Origin of the sequence: Dyella dinghuensis, from assembly GCF_003977615.1 — a bacterium.
In the GTDB taxonomy this organism is placed as follows: domain Bacteria; phylum Pseudomonadota; class Gammaproteobacteria; order Xanthomonadales; family Rhodanobacteraceae; genus Dyella_B; species Dyella_B dinghuensis.
The window spans coordinates 158,792-174,508 of record NZ_RYZR01000008.1 but is presented as its reverse complement, the minus strand read 5'-3'; the positions used below and the strand labels follow the sequence as shown (position 1 = coordinate 174,508).

At 58.7% G+C, this 15,717-nt stretch carries 13 protein-coding genes; 4 read left to right on the top strand and 9 right to left on the bottom strand.

All coding sequences use genetic code 11. The features are described from left to right. Positions 1-16: 16 nt before the first annotated feature. From EKH79_RS17870 to EKH79_RS17860, 3 genes are read left to right on the top strand one after another with little or no spacing between them, the layout of a single operon-like run. Positions 17-1,246, top strand: a complete 1,230-nt coding sequence (locus EKH79_RS17870) for a nucleoside recognition domain-containing protein (protein ID WP_126675210.1) — start codon at positions 17-19, stop codon at positions 1,244-1,246. A 24-nt stretch (positions 1,247-1,270) separates the two neighbouring features. Then, entirely contained in the window at positions 1,271-2,152 is an 882-nt protein-coding gene (locus EKH79_RS17865; RefSeq protein ID WP_126675209.1) for a methylglyoxal synthase, read from the top strand. Positions 2,153-2,162: 10 nt separating this feature from the next. Further along, positions 2,163-2,921, top strand: coding sequence for an NRDE family protein (locus EKH79_RS17860; protein ID WP_126675208.1), 759 nt, complete (start codon positions 2,163-2,165; stop codon positions 2,919-2,921). 14 nt (positions 2,922-2,935) lie between these two features. Here the strand turns inward: EKH79_RS17860 and EKH79_RS17855 are convergent, their stop codons facing one another. Next, the gene (locus EKH79_RS17855; protein ID WP_126675207.1) at positions 2,936-3,337 is read right to left on the bottom strand and encodes a YchJ family protein; all 402 of its coding nucleotides are present in this window, start codon (positions 3,335-3,337) and stop codon (positions 2,936-2,938) included. A 194-nt stretch (positions 3,338-3,531) separates the two neighbouring features. On the opposite strand from EKH79_RS17855, the gene EKH79_RS17850 reads away from it, so the two are divergent. Further along, positions 3,532-5,457: a CocE/NonD family hydrolase gene (locus tag EKH79_RS17850; protein ID WP_126675206.1), complete on the top strand. Its 1,926-nt coding sequence runs from the start codon at positions 3,532-3,534 to the stop codon at positions 5,455-5,457. A 25-nt stretch (positions 5,458-5,482) separates the two neighbouring features. Here EKH79_RS17850 and EKH79_RS17845 read toward each other — a convergent pair whose 3' ends face one another. The 8 genes from EKH79_RS17845 to EKH79_RS17810 all read right to left on the bottom strand — a co-directional run bounded on the left by EKH79_RS17845 (position 5,483) and on the right by EKH79_RS17810 (position 15,423). After that, positions 5,483-6,082 (bottom strand): DUF938 domain-containing protein, encoded by a 600-nt coding sequence (locus tag EKH79_RS17845; RefSeq protein WP_126675205.1) that lies wholly within the window; start codon positions 6,080-6,082, stop codon positions 5,483-5,485. Between the two features lie 30 nt (positions 6,083-6,112). Beyond that, positions 6,113-6,310, bottom strand: a complete 198-nt coding sequence (locus tag EKH79_RS17840; RefSeq protein WP_126675204.1) for a hypothetical protein — start codon at positions 6,308-6,310, stop codon at positions 6,113-6,115. Positions 6,311-6,389: 79 nt separating this feature from the next. Further along, entirely contained in the window at positions 6,390-6,968 is a 579-nt protein-coding gene (locus tag EKH79_RS17835; protein ID WP_126675203.1) for an NnrU family protein, read from the bottom strand. 214 nt (positions 6,969-7,182) lie between these two features. Continuing rightward, a complete protein-coding gene (locus EKH79_RS17830; protein ID WP_126675202.1) occupies positions 7,183-7,743 on the bottom strand; it encodes a HutD/Ves family protein in 561 nt (186 codons plus the stop codon). Continuing rightward, positions 7,740-9,842, bottom strand: a complete 2,103-nt coding sequence (gene dinG, locus EKH79_RS17825; RefSeq protein ID WP_126675201.1) for an ATP-dependent DNA helicase DinG — start codon at positions 9,840-9,842, stop codon at positions 7,740-7,742. Before dinG ends, EKH79_RS17830 begins: the two co-directional genes overlap by 4 nt. Continuing rightward, on the bottom strand, positions 9,832-11,487 hold the full coding sequence (locus tag EKH79_RS17820) for an NAD(P)/FAD-dependent oxidoreductase (RefSeq protein WP_126675200.1): 1,656 nt from the start codon (positions 11,485-11,487) through the stop codon (positions 9,832-9,834). Before EKH79_RS17820 ends, dinG begins: the two co-directional genes overlap by 11 nt. Positions 11,488-11,554: 67 nt before the next feature. Then, positions 11,555-12,208 (bottom strand): DsbA family oxidoreductase, encoded by a 654-nt coding sequence (locus EKH79_RS17815; protein WP_126675199.1) that lies wholly within the window; start codon positions 12,206-12,208, stop codon positions 11,555-11,557. Positions 12,209-12,396: 188 nt separating this feature from the next. Further along, positions 12,397-15,423, bottom strand: a complete 3,027-nt coding sequence (locus EKH79_RS17810; RefSeq protein ID WP_233590384.1) for a TonB-dependent receptor — start codon at positions 15,421-15,423, stop codon at positions 12,397-12,399. Between the last annotated feature and the right edge of the window lie 294 nt (positions 15,424-15,717).

Here is a 15,717-nt window from a genome sequence, read left to right as displayed (position 1 = left end):
ATCCGAATCAACGCGCATGCTGAGCCGCCTGTGGTTCGGCTTATTCCTTGTTGCCGCAGTCGCCGCGTTGGCGCGCTGGCTGATCGGCGGCGACGAAACCGTTTTTGCAGCGATAGTAAGCGCGCTGTTCGAGATGGCCGACCTCTCCGTCAAGCTCATGCTGATGTTGTTCGGCACGTTGACGCTGTGGCTGGGGTTCCTCGTGATCGCAGAGCGCGCTGGGCTCGTCGATGGGCTTGCACGCCTGCTCGGCCCGCTGTTTGCGCGGCTGATGCCGGAAGTGCCGCGTGGTCATCCTGCCATTGGCTTGATCACGCTCAATTTCGCTGCGAACGCGCTGGGTCTGGATAACGCGGCCACGCCGATTGGTTTGCGTGCGATGCGCGAACTGCAAACGCTGAATCCTTCCGACAACACGGCCAGCAATGCGCAAATTCTTTTTCTGGTGCTCAATGCATCATCGCTCACCCTATTGCCGGTGATGGTGTTCATGTACCGCGCGCAAGCCGGTGCACACGATCCCACATTGGTTTTTCTTCCGATTCTGATTGCGCACTTTGCTTCCAATCTCACGGGGCTTTTGTCGGTGGCGTACATGCAGCGCCTGCGACTGTGGGATCCGGTCGTGTTGGCCTGGTTGGGCGGTGGTGGTCTGATATTGGCAGCGTTTTTGGCCTTTCTCGCATCGCTTAGTGCGGTGGCTTTGGCTTCGTTGTCATCCTTGCTCGGTAATCTGGCGCTGTTCGGCATCATCATCGTTTTCCTGTGTGCGGGTGCTTACAAGCGCGTACCCTTGTTTGAAAGTTTTATCGATGGCGCGAAACAAGGGTTCGAGGTATCGAAAGAGTTGTTGCCGTACCTCGTGGCGATGTTGTGCATGGTGGGTGTGCTGCGCGCTTCAGGTGCGCTTGATTTCGCACTGGACGGCATCCGCTGGCTGGCACTGCACGCTGGGCTGGATACGAGATTTGTCGATGCGTTGCCCACGGCGCTGGTGAAGCCATTTTCCGGAAGCGCTTCACGCGCGATGCTGATCGAAACGATGCATCATTCGGGCGTCGACAGCTTTCCGGCGCTTGTCGCGGCCACGGTGCAAGGAAGTACGGAGACTACGTTTTATGTGGTCGCGGTGTATTTCGGCGCGGTGGGCATACAGCGAGTACGACATACAGTTGGATGTGCACTACTGGCCGATCTTGCGGGGGTTATCGCATCGATCGCCGTGTGTTACTGGTTCTTCGGATAAATCGTCTTATCAAGGAAATGCTGCATGCGCATCGGTCTGGCTGCCAATACCCGTCATCACGATCACAACGATGCGGCGTTGTTTCATTGGTTGAAGGATTGCCATCAGGGCATCCGTGAGCTGGACATCCATCTGCACGCGGTCGGTCGCACCTACGATGCGATCGTGCGTGAAGGCTGGTTGGCCGAATACCCTGGGCTCGTGCGCTATCCGTATGGCCACGAGGGTGGCTTGATGAAGCTCGTGGCCGAAGTCGTGGGCTTGCCGGAATCGGGACGTGTGCTCGACGGTGCGATCTATCTGATGAACCCGGTGACACCGTCGTCCACGTTTCCCGAAGCTGTTGCACTGAAGCGGCAATGCGTGATTCACCATAAGCCGTTCATCTCGACCGTGGCGTCGGCGCGCGATTGGATCGAAGCGGAGCGCATGCACAAAGGTCTCGCGCCCGATCCCGGCGCCGATGCGTTGTACGCGCTGGAAACGCAGACGATCGCCTTGATTGCGCATGACGCCATGAAACCGCAAATGATGGCGTATGCTTCCGATCACTTCGATCTGCTTTCCCGTTTTGCGCGTCGCGTGGGTACTGGGACGACAGGCCAGCAGCTCAACGAGTTGGCTTGGAGCCGCGGTTGGCCGGAAGACAAGCTTTGGGTGCATCGCTACCAGAGCGGCCCGATGGGCGGCGACGCACAGATTGCCGATCTTGTGCTGGAGCGCCGTTGCCAGCGCGCGATCTTTTTCGAGGATCCGCATGTGGCTCGTCAGCACGAAGCCGACATTCAGTTGTTGGAACGCGCCGTGACGACCGTGACGGATGCCGCTGTCTGCGTGACATCGCCGCGCGTGGCCACGCGCTGGGCCGAAGCGGCGCGCCGTCGCGCTTCGCTGCGGACGGGTTGAGGAGACGCACATGTGTCTGATCGCCTTCGCCTGGCATGTCCACCCGCGCTGGCGGCTTTTGCTCGCGGGCAACCGCGACGAGTTTCATGCCAGACCCAGCGCGCCGCTGGCGCATTGGGCCGACTCGCCCATCACCGGCGGTCGCGATCTGGAGGCAGGCGGTACGTGGCTGGGTGCAACGGCCGCGGGACGCTGTTGCGTGGTGACCAATGTGCGCGATCCGCGCGATCCGCAACACGGCGCATCCCGTGGCTTGCTGGCGACGGACTATCTCAATGGTCCAGATGACGCTCTGGTGCATGCGCGAAAACTGGTCGATACAGCGTCCGATTATCGTCCCTTCAATCTGCTTACGTTCGATACCGCGCATGGTTTTTACATCGGCAATCGTCCGCAGGCGCGTGCGCAAGCAATTGAGCCAGGCATTCACGGTCTTTCCAACGCCGACTTCAACACGCCGTGGCCGAAGACGCGTGCCTTGATGCAGCGGCTGAGGCATTGGATGGATGCTGGTCACGAAGAGGATTTCGCACCGCTCTTGGCTGCGTTGGCTGATGAACGTCAGGCGCCCGATGAAACGCTGCCGGATACAGGCGTGGGTCTTGAGCGCGAGCGTTGGCTCTCGTCGGCATTCATTCGAGGCGAGCAGTACGGCACGCGCGCCAGCACCATCGTGGCGATCGATTACAAAGGCAAAGGCCGTATCGTCGAACGGCGTTTTGGGCCGAATGCACGATTCGATGGCGAAAGCGAATTGATCATTCGCTAACGAACGCGAACGTTTCAGCTTTCCGGGAAACGGCCGTCCAGGTAATACCAGCAACCACCGTCGCGCACGAACCGACTGATCTCATGCATGCGCTGGGCTTTGCCGCCGCCATAGCGCAGGCGCGCAACGAACTCGACCGTCGCGTGCTCGCCGTCTTCCTCGTGGTATTTCACGTCGAGCCCAAGCCATGTCGGCGCAGGTTGCTGCGCAGCAAGCTTCAGGTGTGCCGGTCGCGTGCTGGGATGCCAGGTGGCAAGCAAATAGTCCTCGCGCTTGAGCACATACGCGCTGTAGCGCGAACGCATCAGCATCTCGGCCGTCGGCGCGACAGCACCATCATGGAACGGGCCGCAGCAGCGCGCGTAGCCAGCGACATTGCCGCAGGGACACGGTGTCAGGGTGTCGATGGCTTGCAAGGTGCGAAATCCTACGAAGTAACCCGCCGACATCCTCCCTCAGTGAGCCGCAAATGCAAGGGGGAACTAGGCGGAAAGTCATGCATGGGTTTATGACAGGATCGCGTAAAGTCACAAGGCTGCCGGGAGAGCAGCATTCCTGACATCGATGGCACCAGCCGCCAGGGCTTTGGGCGGCCGTTGCGGAGATTCCCATGCGTCCCATTCGTTCCCTGCTTTCGCTCACCGCACTCGCGGTGGCGTTTTCCGCTGCCTGCGCCCATGCGCAAACCGCGCCGATGACGCCGGATATTCCGGCCGGCTTCAAGGCACCGACAGACTCCTACGATTACATCAAGCGCGACGTGATGATCCCGATGCGCGACGGTGTGAAGCTGCACACGGTGATCGTGATTCCGAAGGGCGCACACAACGCGCCGATCCTGCTGACGCGTACGCCGTACAACGCCAGCATGCGCGCGCAGCGTACGCTTTCCACGCACATGCTCGACATCCTGCCGCAGGGTGACGAAGTGTTCGTGAAAGCCGGTTACATCCGCGTGTTCCAGGATATCCGCGGCAAATACGGTTCCGAAGGCGACTACGTGATGACGTTGCCGCTGCGCGGACCGCTCAACAGCACCAAGATCGACGAGTCGACCGACGCTTACGACACCATCGACTGGCTGTCGAAGAACCTTCCCGAATCGAACGGCAAAGTTGGCATGCTCGGTTCGTCGTACGAAGGTTTCACAGTGGTGATGGCGCTGGTGAATCCGAACCCGGCGCTGAAGGTCGCTGCACCGGAAAGCCCGATGGTGGATGGCTGGATGGGCGATGACTGGTTCCACTACGGTGCGTTCCGCCAGAACAATCTCGACTACATCACCTTCCAGACGACGCAGAAAGGCACGGGCTACATGATCCCGCGCGAGAATCTGGACGATTACACCAACTATCTGCGTGCCGGATCGGCCGGTGATTACGCGCGTGCGAATGGCTTGGACGCGCTGCCATTCTGGCGCAAGGTGCATGAGCATCCGGCCTATGATCTTTTCTGGTCGGCCCAGGCGCTCGACAAAGTGATGGCGCAGCAGCCGCTGAAAGTGCCCGTGATGTGGGAGCAGGGCCTGTGGGACCAGGAAGACATGTGGGGCGCGATCCACAGCTACGAAGCGATCGAGCCGAAAGACAAGACCAACACCTTGAACCATCTGGTGATGGGCCCATGGCGTCACAGTCAGGTGAACTACGACGGTAGCGAGCTCGGACCGATGAAGTGGGACGGCGACACCGCATTGCAATTCCGTCGTGATGTGTTGCTGCCCTTCTTCAATCAATACCTGAAAGATGGCGCGCCGAAGGCAAACACGCCGCCGGTGTTCATCTACAACACGGGCGAAAATCACTGGGATCGTTACAGCCATTGGCCGCTGTCGTGCGAGAAGGGTTGCGCATCCAAGCCGAAGCCGCTCTACCTCGAGGCGGATGGCCGTTTGTCGTTCGATGCGCCGAGCGCAAGCGATGCGAAGTACGACGAATACGTTTCCGATCCGGCCAAGCCCGTGCCGTATCTCCCGCGTCCCGTCGTGGCGACCGATCATGAAGCGTGGACGCATTGGTTGCTCGACGATCAGCGTTTTGTCGATGGCCGTCCGGATGTCGTGACATACGTCAGCGAGCCGCTCACTGCACCGATGCATCTGGGCGGTGCGCCGCAGGTGAATCTGGTGGCATCGACCAGCGGCACGGATAGCGACTGGGTGGTGAAGATCATCGACGTATATCCCGACACGGTGCCGTCGACTCCGTCGATGGGCGGTTACGAGCTGCCGATTTCGCTCGATATCTTCCGCGGCCGTTATCGCACCAGTTTCGAACATCCGCAGGCGATCGCGTCAAACGAGCCGCTGGTTTACACCTTCGGTTTGCCGACGGTGAATCACGTGTTCCAGCCGGGCCATCGCATCATGGTGCAGGTGCAGTCGACGCTGTTCCCGTTGTATGACCGCAACCCGCAGACGTTCGTCGACAACATCTTCGACGCCAAGCCGAGCGATTACGTGAAAGCCACGCAGCGCATCTGGCATACGCCCGACCATGCAAGCTTCATCAGCTTGCCGGTCGTATCGGGCCAGTAAGAAAGACGAAACGGCGCCGGACAGATTACATCCGGCGCCGCTTCCACAAACGCAGTCGATTGTTCGCCGGCATGGCCACGTCGTCGACGAGATCGAAACCTGCTTTCGATGCAAGCGCATCGACATCGGTAGCATCACGAATACCCATATGTGCACCGCGCATTTTCAGGTCGCGGTCGAACGATGCGTTGCTCTCGCTAGTGAAGCGGCCATTGATATTGAACGGGCCGTAGATGGCGACATAGGCATTGTCTGTCATGACACTGGGAAGCTTCGCGAACATGTGCTCGACTTCATGCCACGCCATGATGTGCAGGGTGTTGGCGCTGAATACGGCGTCATAGCGCTCAGTCGGCCAATTGCCCATGACATTCAGTGGCAAGGGTGACGGCGCGTTGGGCAACGCCGCTTCGTCGAGCCACAAACGTATACCGGATAAATATTCCGCGCGATCCGAACACTGCCATAGAAGCTGCGGCATCGCCGCCGCGAAATACGCTGCATGTTGGCCTGTGCCGCTGCCAATCTCCAGCACCCTCGTACGATCGGCAAACCACTCGCGCAACACCGTCAGGATAGGTCCGCGGTTGCGTTCGCTAGCGGGTGAAAAAGGTTTTTCAGACATCGCGACGCGTGCGCAGGCAGCGGCTGAAAATCAGACCGGCCGTCCGCGCAAAACGCGCGCAGGCAACATCAGCACTGCGCCAAGCAATTCGAAAACTGCCGTGACAGTAATGCCGACCAGGCGGAATGGCAGCAAAAGCAGCCACACGATGGGATAGAGCACCAGCGCCAGCAGGGCCAGCGGCCAGCAGAAGATCAGCAACACCAACCAGAGCAGAAAGCCGACCATATGTTTCACCCGGTGGAGAGAACTGCCCAAACTTTAGCCCAGGCAGCCCGGCAGGCGAAGATGACTGCTGGCACCCCGTTCACATCACGGGCTTAACGCCAATCAGCAGGCTGTGGAGCCAATAGGCGAAGAGGGCCCAGACCACCACGCCAATCACGACGATCAGCACATCGCCCTTGACGGTGCCTGGCGGATACACCTTGCCCTCTAGCCGGTCGCGGCGACGGGACACGGCGTACAGCGCGATCGACCAGATCAAAAACGGCAGGAACAGCACCACATCGTGCAGCATGCCTACGGCGAGAAGATGGCCAAACGCCCAGATCTTCACGGCGAGGGTTTGTGGATGGCCGAACTTCGCCTTGATGTGATTGTTCGGTACACGCGCCGCCGCGAAAAAGATCAGCGAGATAAGCATGAACAATGCATTGAGGCGGCTCAACCATATCGGCGGTACATAGAGCACGACCGGATGCTGTCTGGCCAACCCGAAGCCCCACACGATCAATACGAAACCGACAATGGCGAACAGGGAGTGGATGCCCTTCCAACGCTTCAGCCCGTGCTTGGCGATGAATTGCGTGCGCCAGCTGTCCGCAACGATGCGCACCGAATGGATGCCGATAAAAAGAATCAAGCCGAGGACTAGCACGAGCATACGGCTACCTCATTATGTTGGTTTGCGAAGTTGTTTCACTCGTCATTGACCAGCTACGCTGTTGTAAAGCGTATCGGCGCAGGCCGGAATCCAGTGTACTCAGGCTGTGCCTAAGTACCTCGTCTGTATGTTGTCGTCACTGGATTCCGGCCTGCGCCGGAATGACGAGCATAGAAGCAAGAGCGTCACAAAATACACCTTGACGCCACACGCACTAATTTCCGCGCACTTCAACCCGTGCCACAAGTGCCAATGCATGCAAATCCAGTGTGACACGATCCGTCTGCCGAACGGGAAGCCACGCTTCGCCGGCCTGCAGCCGTCCTTCCGACGTATCCACATGTCCCTGCACGCAGAAAATCAGCGCAACGGCATCATCGACAACCTGACGGCATGGCCCTTCCCAGACGACCAGTTCACCGCGCGCACGCTCGCGGCGAATCATCAGATTGAAATCGCGCGTCGGGCCGCCGGTGAGGCTCACCGAAACATGCGCCTCGCCAGGAAATGCAAAAGGCGTGAAAGGCGCCACGAGTGCATGCTCGCGACCGTCGTCCAGCGTCATCGTAAAACCGGCGCCTTGCAGCAATGCGATGTGACGATCGATGCCCGGAAACGCAGAGAACGGCGATGCGCTATCCACATCCGCGACACTGACACGCCAGACGAAATCGTCCATACCCGCGCCAGCTGGATGGATCGCCAGTTCGCGCGTACGTCCCATGCCGTTCTTCCATGGCACGGAGTGACATTCGCGCAATCGGATGATGGTCATGCCGTACGCTCGATCACGCGCTGGAAGGGTGGTAGAGCTTTTAGCATCTGGCTGCCGTAATGTCGCGTGACCACGCGACGATCCAGCAACACGATGCGGCCGTGATCGGTTTCGCTGCGAATAAGTCGTCCGCAATACTGCGTCAGCAATCGCGTCGCTTCCGGTACGGACACTTCGAGGAATGGGTTGCGGCCGCGCGATTCCAGCCATTCGGCGTATGTTGCGCCCACCGGGTCGGTCGGCACGGCGAACGGCAATTGCGTGATCACCACGGTTTCGCAAAGTTTGCCGGGAAGATCGAGCCCTTCGCCGAACGATGCAAGACCAAACAGCGTGCTGCCTTTGCCCGATTCCACCGCGGCAACATGTTCGGCGATAAGTTGCGTTTTACCAAGCGACCCTTGTGCGCGAACCTTGCGCACTTTGTCGATGGGCAGGCGTTGCAGCACGCGCTCCAGTTTTGCGCGTGAGGTGAACAACACGAGATTGCCCGCATCCCAGTCCAGATGTTCGGCGAGCCATTCGGTGACGGCTTGCGCATGCAGTTCGCGCTCATCCGGTAGTGCGGACAAAGCAGGTACTTCCAGACGGGCTTGCGTGCTGAGATCGAACGGCGAGGGCAGGCTTATCGTTACCGCGTCGTCCGGTAAACCCACAGCATCGGCGAAGCCGCGAAAGTTTCCGCCTGCGCTGAGCGTGGCGGACGTCATGATCGCGGCACTGGCGTTGTCCCAGAGAATGGCGCGCAACAATGCGCCAGCCGAAACGGCCGACGCATGACAAACGAATTGCTGATCGTGCGAGAGCGTGACCCAGCGCGCCAGTGGCGGTGCATGCTCGGGATCGTCGCTGGACCATGCGCGCCATGTGCGTACCTGGCGATCCATGCGTTCCAGTGCGATGCCCAATTCGCGCGACAGCGCTTCCTGGGTTGGGCCGCCTTCGCTCATCTCGGTGACCGTTCGACGCACCGCGGTCAGCCAGCGATGCACTTCCGACGTCAGGATGTAGAGCGATGTGGCGTGTTGCACCCACGTATCGGGAAGCTGCCCCAGTGAACCGCGATACATCGGTTCCGTTTCGGAGGGATCCGGCAACCACGATAGTTTTATCTCGCGTTCGAGATCTTCCAGCGCGTCACTCAATTCCTGCAGTTTTGCATCGCCGGTATCGAGCGTGAGTTTGGCGATCACTTCCTTATCGGTCAGCGAATAGGCCGCATGCACCTGGCGCGCCAGGCGACTGATCTGCCGCACGGCCGTGCCTAGCGGCACATCGGAAGCACCGCGATCGATCGTCTTGTTCGGCATGTGATGCGCCTCGTCGAACACGTAAAGCGTGTCGTCGGGCTTGGGGAGAATGATGCCGCCCCAGTTGTCATCGTCACCGGGCATCGTGAGATCGGAAAGCACCAGGTCCTGATTGGCGACGATGATGTCCGCATCGGCCACGGCACGACGAGCCGCGAAAAACGGACACGCCATGAATTGCGCACAACGACGCCCCGTGCAGCCGCCGGCGCTGGTCGTGATCATGGCGCGAAGCATGTCGCCGGGTGTTTCCGGTGCGGCGTCCATGTCGCCGTTCCACTCATGGTGGTCGAACGCATCCGTGAGTCTGCGCAGAACCGTTTTGTCACGCTCTGCAGGTGGTTTGCTCCACAGCGCAAGATCGGTGTCGAGCGCCAATCCCATTTGTCCGCTGTCGACGAGACTGTTGGCGGCCATGCGCAAATTGCGCGGGCACAGATAGCGGCCGCGGCCTTTCGCGATGGCGACCTTGGCATCGCTGCCATTGAGTTTCAAATACAGTGGAATATCGCGTTCCACCAACTGTTCCTGCAGCGCGATCGTGGCCGTGGCGATCAACAGTTTCTTTTTCTGCGCACGCGCTACTTCCACGCCCGCAATCAGATAAGCCATCGATTTACCGGTGCCGGTAGGCGCCTCGATCACCGCGGCGCCGCCCGCGTGCGACAGCGCGCGGGCCACCTCCGCAATCATGCGTGTTTGCGCGGAGCGCGCCCGGAAGCCGGGAAGTCCATCCTTGATGCGTGCATACGCGTCGCGAATGACGGTTTTCAGATCGTCAGTGAGCATGTGCTGCCTGATGCATGGCAGCGATGCTCAGCGCTACGGCTTCGGCAACGCGAATGCCATCGACGCCAGCTGAAAGAATGCCGCCCGCATAACCAGCGCCTTCGCCTGCGGGAAACAGCCCGCGCGTGTTGAGGCTTTGATAATCGTCGTCGTTGCGGCGTATGCGAACGGGTGACGACGTGCGTGTCTCCACGCCAGTAAAAATCGCATCATGCCGCGCGAAGCCCTTCAGCTTTCGATCAAAGGCAGGCATGGCCTCGCGAATGGCTTCCACGGCGTAATCGGGAATGGCGTGAGCGAGATCGGTCAGATGCACACCTGGCTTGTAGGAAGGCTGTACTTCGCCGAACGCCGACGAAGTACGACCGGCGATGAAGTCGCCCACCAACTGTCCAGGCGCTTCATAGGTGCCGCCACCCAGTTCAAAAGCGCGGCTTTCCCAATGACGTTGCAACGCGATGCCTGCAAGCGGGCTGCCGCTGTCGTCATACGGAATAAAGTCGCTCGGTTCGACGCCGACCACAATCGCCGCGTTTGCATTACGTTCGTTGCGTGAATACTGGCTCATGCCATTCGTGACAACCCGGCCCGGCTCGCTTGCTGCGGCCACGACGGTACCACCGGGGCACATGCAGAAACTGTAGACGGAGCGGCCGTTGTGGCAGTGATGCACAAGTTTGTAGTCCGCCGCGCCGAGCAGCGGATGTCCCGCTTGCGGACCGAAGCGTGCGTTGTCGACCATCGATTGCGGGTGCTCGACGCGAAAGCCGATCGAGAACGGTTTGGCTTCCAGATACACGCCGCGCTTGTGCAGCATCTCGAACGTATCGCGTGCGCTATGGCCCAGTGCCAACACAACGTGATCGGTGCGAATTTGCTCGCCGTTGCTCAGCGCCACACCGCGTACGTGACGCACGCCATCGGAATCGGTTTCGACTTCGATGTCGTCGACGCGATGTTGAAATCGAATTTCGCCGCCCAGCGATTCGATGGTGTTGCGCATATTTTCCACCATCGTCACCAAGCGGAAGGTGCCGATATGCGGTTTACTGACGTAGATGATTTCTTCCGGCGCGCCGGCTTTCACAAATTCGACCAGCACTTTCCGTCCGTAGTGATGCGGATCGGAAATCTGGCTGTAGAGCTTGCCGTCGGAAAACGTACCCGCACCGCCTTCGCCGAACTGCACGTTCGACTCCGGATGCAGGTTGCGCTTGCGCCACAGGTCCCAGGTGTCTTTGGTGCGTTCGCGCACCGCTTTGCCGCGTTCGAGGATGATCGGGCGAAAGCCCATCTGCGCCAGAATCAGTCCGGCGAATAAACCGCAGGGGCCCAGGCCGATCACGACAGGGCGACGTGCGAGCGTCGTCGGCGCCTGCGTCACGAATTTGTAGTTCGTGTCGGGCGTGGGACGCACATGCGGGTCGTCCGCAAAACGTTGCAGCAACTTCGCTTCATCCGCGACATCGACATCCAGCGTATAGATCAGCTGGATCGCGCCACGTTTGCGCGCATCGTGGCCACGGCGAAACACCGTGTAGCTACGGATAGCCTGCTGGCCGACGTGAAGCCGGTCGCGGATGGCCGCCGCCAGCGCCTCCTCGGCGTGGTCCAGCGGTAGCTTGATATCGGTGAGTCGCAGCATGCAGGGCAGGGCGGAACGGGACGACGCATTGTCTCACGTCGTCCACCGCCTGCCGCAGATGGCTGCCTCAGCTTTCGGCAGCGATTTGCCGCAGGGTCTGCTCGAAGACTTCCGGCGGCTGGCCACCCTGGATCAGGTAGCGCCCGTTCACAATCACCGACGGCACGGCGCGAATGCCCTGTTCCTGGAAGAAACGCTCCTGCGTGCGAACCTCGTCCGCATAGCGCCCGCTGTCGAGCACCTCGCGGGCCTTGGTGGCATCCAGACCCACTTCGCCGGCCACCCGGGCCAGCACGTCGTACGAACTCACGTCTTCACCTTTCGTGAAATACGCTCCCAGCAGTGCAAGCTTCAGCGCATGCTGCTTGCCTTCCAGCTCGGCCCAATGCAGCAGGCGATGCGCGTCGAAGGTGTTGTAGATGCGGCTGCGCTTGTCCATATCGAAGGTGAAACCCAGCGAAGCACCACGCTGGCGTATGCCTTCACGGTTCTGGGCCATCTGCTCCGGCGTACTGCCGTACTTGTGCGCCAGATGCTCAGCCACGTCCTCGCCTTCCGGCGCCATCTGCGGATTCAGCTCGAAGGGCTGGAAGTGAAGATCGGCCGACACACTGCCGTCGAGCTTCTGAAGCGCCTGTTCGAGCGACTTGAGCCCAATGGCGCACCATGGGCAGACGACGTCGGAGACGAAGTCGATTTTTAGATGTTTGGTGTCAGCCATGTTTGGTCTCAGGTAGCTGGTTATGACCGGTATATGCGGTTCGGTCCGCCCTATGGCAACCCCACCTCTGATAAACGCGAACCAACGAAAAAGGGGCCGGCAATGCCGGCCCCTTAGCCCGGGTAAGGCCACCATCTTTCTTTTGCGTCTTTCAGCGTTAAAAGATGGCTGTCACTTCAATCCATGAATCAGAAGTCGTACGTGGCCGAGAGGCGAACGTAGCGTGGAGCTTCTTGATACAGCGGCATGCCATAGGTGTTGGAAACCGTATACGGATCGGTTTCGTAGGTTGCATCGAGCACTGTAGGTTTGCGTTCGTTCAACACATTGAAAACGTCCAGGCTGAATGCGAGTTTCTTATCCGCAAACGGTGGTCGATATGTCACACCCAGATTGAGCTGCTTCGTCCATGGCAACCGTCCCAGGCTACCGATCGGCGTCGGATTGCCAGCGCAATAGTGGTAAGCGGAGCCATACAACACCGGATCGGATTCGTCAGTGCCGTAATAGCCCAGGCAAACTTTGGGTGCGCCAGACGCGATTTGCAGCGAACCGGAAATCATCCATTCCGGCGAGATTTGGTACGCACCTCTGGCCTTTAGCACGTGTGTGCGATCGTTCGACAGAACCCCATTGCTGTTTTCCATGAGCTGCCAGAAATCCCAGTCCTGCGTCTTGGACACGTCGTCCTGACCGATGGTGGAAAGCACCTGACCTTCGGTATTGCCATAACTACGCGAGAATGTGTAGTCGATGCGACCCTGCCACTTGCCATCGAATGGATGTTCCAGGAATAGATCAAGTGCGTAGTACTTACGCTTTGCTCCATCGGTGAAACCCCAATCCTGATTCGTCATCGTGACTTTGGAATAGCCATTGCCATCGGCATTGGCCAGCAAGAATGTGTTGGTCTTGCCGGGATTGAAGATCAAGCAGCTGTTCGGAAATACGACGCTATTCGGATCGATACCCGACGCAACGATCTTTCTGGCCACAGCATCATCGTCGCAAACGTCATCGATAGCTGTTTCCAGCCTGCGCACGGTAACTTTGGCGCCGTACATCCATTTGCTGCCAAGCATCTTGGTGAAACCCAGGATAGCTTCGTCCTGATATTGCGAACGAAGATCAGTCGCGGTAACCGTCTTGGGTTCCGGCGTTTGCCCGTATTCGCCATTGGAAGAGATCGGGCCGGGTCCGATAGGAGTTAGCCCAGTCGGCGCGCCGGTGGTCGGATCAATACCGGTGTAGGTGAAATACTCGTTGGTATAAGTGGAAGGGCCCGCTGCCCGTTCGGCCACGCTATTGGGCAGCGCAAGGTAGTAGCGGCCCAAGTTACCGAATACCTTGAACGTGGAGTCGCCCAATACGTCCCAGCTGAATCCGAGGCGTGGCGCCCATTGATTCGTGTTGTGCACGAATGCCTGATGGAGATTGTTGTAGTTGGAGAATTGGTCGTTGCGAAGACCAATGCTCACCAACCAGCGATCATTCACCTGCCAGCGATCTTCCAGGTATTGCGCGGTTTGATCCACCGACATGCTGGTCGTCGTGGTGTAGATGTATTTGCGCACGTAGTAACCATTACCACCTGGCGCACCAACGCCGAAGTCGGGATTCAGCGGGGTATTTGGCTTGCTGGCCTTGCCATAGAGCCATGCATAGGCAGGTCCAAATACCTGTTGACCTTCATCAGTCGATGAAGTGGTTATGTTGTCAATGCCAGCGGAAAGCGTGTGATCGCCCAGTTTGTATTCGAGATCCAGGCGCAGGCCATGGCTGCTGCTTCTGGCATCAGGCGACTTTACGTAGGGCGTGGTAATGCCATTGGTGATGGGGATTCCACCAGTAATGCTCGGATCCTCACTCAACACACCACCGAGATAAGGCAGCGTGGGATCAGCGCCAGGAACTTGGCTGTAATCCATAACCTTGGTCTTGCCGTAAGTGGCCGAGAAGGTCAAGTCATCGGTGATATAACTGGTGTACTTGCCGATGTAGATATCAGAGCCCGTCTTGGTCGATGTGTCATAACCGAACAGTGGACCTTGCGAACGAGTGTCGTAGTCGTACTCATCCAGGCTGCCGCTAAAGGATTCTTTGCTCGATATGTTGGTGAACTCGAGGATATTGCTGTCGTTGATATTCCAGTCCAGCTTGACGTAATGCTTTGGCAGGCTGTAACTGTAGTGCTCGTCGTATGGTTGGGAGGACGATGACGACGATGTCGACAAGCCGTCTCTCTTCTCAGCTTCTGCCGATGCGAAAAGGAAAAGCTTGTCTTTGATCAGCGGACCGCCGACATAAAAGCTGTACGCCGTGTGCGTAGCCGTATTGTCCTTGCGCGAACGGTAAAGCGTGCCGGCAAGCGCGGGATTTTGATAACCGTAACCTGCGGGAAGTGTCGTGTTGGGGTAGTAGACGTTCTTGGGATCAGATGCAAGAAAACCAGGTTCCCTCAATACCTGCACGCCAAAATGCCACTGATTGGTGCCGCGCATGCCAACCTGGTTGATAACGCCGCCGTCCGAACGTCCGTATTTGGCGCTATAGCCGCCGGTGAACACTTCTTGCTGATCAATCGAGCCATAAGGCAAGCTGATACCACCTAGGCCGGAAAGCGGGTCTGTCGTGTTGAAGCCATTAATGTAATAGGCATTTTCAGTAACTGATGCGCCCCCGAACGAAACTAGTGGATTGCCGGTCGGGCCGCTGAAGTAACTGCTGCCACCAACAGTACCCGGTGCAAGCAACGCAATCGCTTCTGCGCTACGAGTAATCGGAAGCTGCGCAAGTTCTTTGGATGTGAGAACTGTGCGCGAATCCACGGCTGTCACGTCGATAGGGGGTAGTCCTGCGGCAGAGACAGTAACCGTGCCAAGCGACTTCGCATTCGAAGCCGAAGCGAACGACACATCTGTGTTCGCGTTCACGACAATACTCACGTTGTCGCGCTTATCAACAACAACCCCGTCTCGCTGAAGCGAGACGCTATACGTGCCAAGCGGGAGGTTAGTGAAGCTATAGCGCCCCGAATTGTCTGTGATGGTTTTGCGAACCAAGCCAGTTGAGCTGGTGGCCGTGATCGTTACGCCTGGCTGCGCCTGACCACCAATGCTGCCGGTTGTGGACTGCGCAAACACGCTCGTGCTCGCCAGCGCGGCTGCACAGGCCAAGGCCAATAACGAGTAATTAAAAGTACTTCCTGCTTTCAAGGTGTTCTCCCTGGAGTCGCCGTTCGTTGCTTAGCGGTACAGCGAATGGCGGATGACAAAAGCGAAAGTCATCCCTAGCCATGACGCATGGCTACTAAGGTGACTGCCGCGGATTTACGGCCCGACCCCAGAAGGGAAAATTCGTTGCGAACCGTAACGATCAAATAAGCGACCGAGGTTTTTGCAACAATCGGACGGCGCCTAATTTGATGAAGGGCGAGTGCCAGGAAATCTGAAAGACGAAAAAAAGCCCGTTACTGCACGATGCAGTACGTACAAGTACTAGAGGGGTTG